Annotated in this window: 3 protein-coding genes; 1 reads left to right on the forward strand and 2 read right to left on the reverse strand. The window is 44.7% G+C overall.

Annotation, left to right across the window (positions count from 1 at the left end):
• Window positions 1-104 precede the first annotated feature (104 nt).
• Entirely contained in the window at window positions 105-1,088 is a 984-nt protein-coding gene (locus QZV24_RS10455; RefSeq protein ID WP_294523595.1) for an IS30 family transposase, read from the forward strand.
• Here QZV24_RS10455 and QZV24_RS10460 read toward each other — a convergent pair.
• Together QZV24_RS10460 and QZV24_RS10465 are read right to left on the reverse strand one after the other, a co-directional pair.
• On the reverse strand, window positions 1,058-1,276 hold the full coding sequence (locus QZV24_RS10460; protein ID WP_294523597.1) for a hypothetical protein: 219 nt from the start codon (window positions 1,274-1,276) through the stop codon (window positions 1,058-1,060). The two genes, QZV24_RS10455 and QZV24_RS10460, sit on opposite strands and share 31 nt — an antisense overlap.
• Before the next feature lie 60 nt (window positions 1,277-1,336).
• The gene (locus QZV24_RS10465) at window positions 1,337-1,567 is read right to left on the reverse strand and encodes a helix-turn-helix domain-containing protein (RefSeq protein ID WP_294523599.1); all 231 of its coding nucleotides are present in this window, start codon (window positions 1,565-1,567) and stop codon (window positions 1,337-1,339) included.
• Between the last annotated feature and the right edge of the window lie 451 nt (window positions 1,568-2,018).

Consider the following 2,018-nt stretch of genomic DNA (forward strand, 5'->3'; position numbering starts at 1 on the left):
GACGGATTTACAATCTAAGTGCAACAGCACATAGCAAAAAATAAAAATAACGCACAGACCTCTGATATAATGGTGTTTGCGAAAACCCATAATCAGGAGGATCTATGCGTCATTACAAACATCTTACACTATTTGAGAGAGAAAATCTACTACTTCTTAAAGCCAAAGGCTATTCCATAACCGCCATAGCCGAAAAACTGGGGCGAAACAAGGGCACAATCTCCCGTGAGCTTCGCAGGAATGCCTCGGATGGGGAGTATATGCCTGTAACCGCACAGCAACAATACCAGAAGCGGCGTGTTGCCTGCAGGCCGCGCAAACGGCTGGACAATGGCAACATCCTGGAACATGTGAAGCATAAGCTGCTTGAATGTCAGTGGTCTCCAGAAGAGATTGCAGGACGTATAAGGGCTGAGTATGGTCAGTGTGTCATAAGTACAACCACCATCTATCGGGCAATATACAACGGCATGCTGAATGCTCCTAAAGGTTCTACCGCCAATATCGTAAGGAAGCTGAGGCACAAAGGCAAACGCAGGAGAAAGCGCTCCGCTGAAGAAAAGCGCGGTAAGATAAAAATCAGCCATGACATTACAGAACGTCCCTCAGGAGCAGAAGATCGCTCTGAGCTAGGTCATTGGGAAGCTGATACGGTGGTTGGCAAACAAGGCAAGGCCTGCCTCGTCACATTGGTTGACAGGAAGAGCCGTTACCTCTTATGTGGCAAAGCAGACGGGAAAAATGCCCAAGCAGTCAGTAAGACCATGATAGACTTGCTGCTGGGAGCAAAAGCCCTGTCTGTAACACCAGACCGAGGCAAGGAATTTGCCAAGCATGCAGAAGTAACAGAGTATCTTGGTGGTTTGCCCTTCTACTTCCCACAGCCACACCAGCCTTGGCAAAGAGGGACGAATGAGAACACCAATGGCTTGCTAAGAGAGTATTTACCCAAAGGTAAGGACATCACAGACATTCCTGACGATTACATACAGGAAAAGGTTATCATGCTGAACCTGCGTCCGAGGAAATGTCTAGATTATAAAACACCATATGAGGTTCATTTTTCAAAAGCGTTGCACTTGGCTTGACAATCCGTCATCGTATGGTAATATCCTAACTGCTTGGTTACATTTGAAATATCTTTTTCGACTAAATGTGTTCCCAATTCTTTGTTAATATATTCAGTTAATTCAATCTGTGTTTTAGGGCGAGTTTCACTACATTCAATTATCATATTGACTGCTTTATATGCCTTTTCCCATTTTTCCTTTTCCATATCACTTGTTTCCTCCCCACAATAATAATGGCTTTCAGTATTTTAATAATAACATCACTCTTACTTCCTGCTAAAATCCCACAACGACTTCTCATCCACCCCCAGAATCTCTGCCACCATGATGATCTTGTCCACCGAAAGAATCTTAGAGCCACGTTCCACCTGGGACAGGTAGTTGCTGGTGATTTCCAGCTGCTCGGCCAGTTCTGTCTGTGTCATGGAGCGCGCCTTGCGATAATAGCATATATTCAGCCCTAGCATAGCTTTCTTCTCGTCTATAGTCGATGCCATCTACCTATCCCTCCCTTCTAATATTATAAAACATTTAGATTTTTCTTGTTGTGACTCTCAGTTGTAAAATTATCACTCTCAGTTGTAAAATTATCACTCTCAGTATCAATTTTCCCTTATGAGAAAATTTTCGTCCCTGCTGCTTCCAAAATTGTATTCCATATACTACCACATTTCCTTAAATTTTTGGTGTCCTGACAGACCACAAGCGCCAAACTTCTTATCCACCAGCAACATAAAAAAGCAGCATCCACCGCTCGATAGATGCTGCTTCGCACTCACTCAATATTCACGATATCTCCAGCTTACCCTGTTCCTCCTGCCTGCGGAGAGAAAAGCCGGAGAGCTGCTGGCTGGCCCAGCCTACTAACAGGCCCAGGATGTTGGCGCCTGTTATATAAACGAAAGCTACGGCAATATTTGCCAGATAATCCGGCTGGGCGGGGAAGGC

Origin of the sequence: uncultured Anaerovibrio sp. (genome assembly GCA_902786545.1) — a bacterium.
Classification (GTDB): domain Bacteria; phylum Bacillota; class Negativicutes; order Selenomonadales; family Selenomonadaceae; genus Anaerovibrio.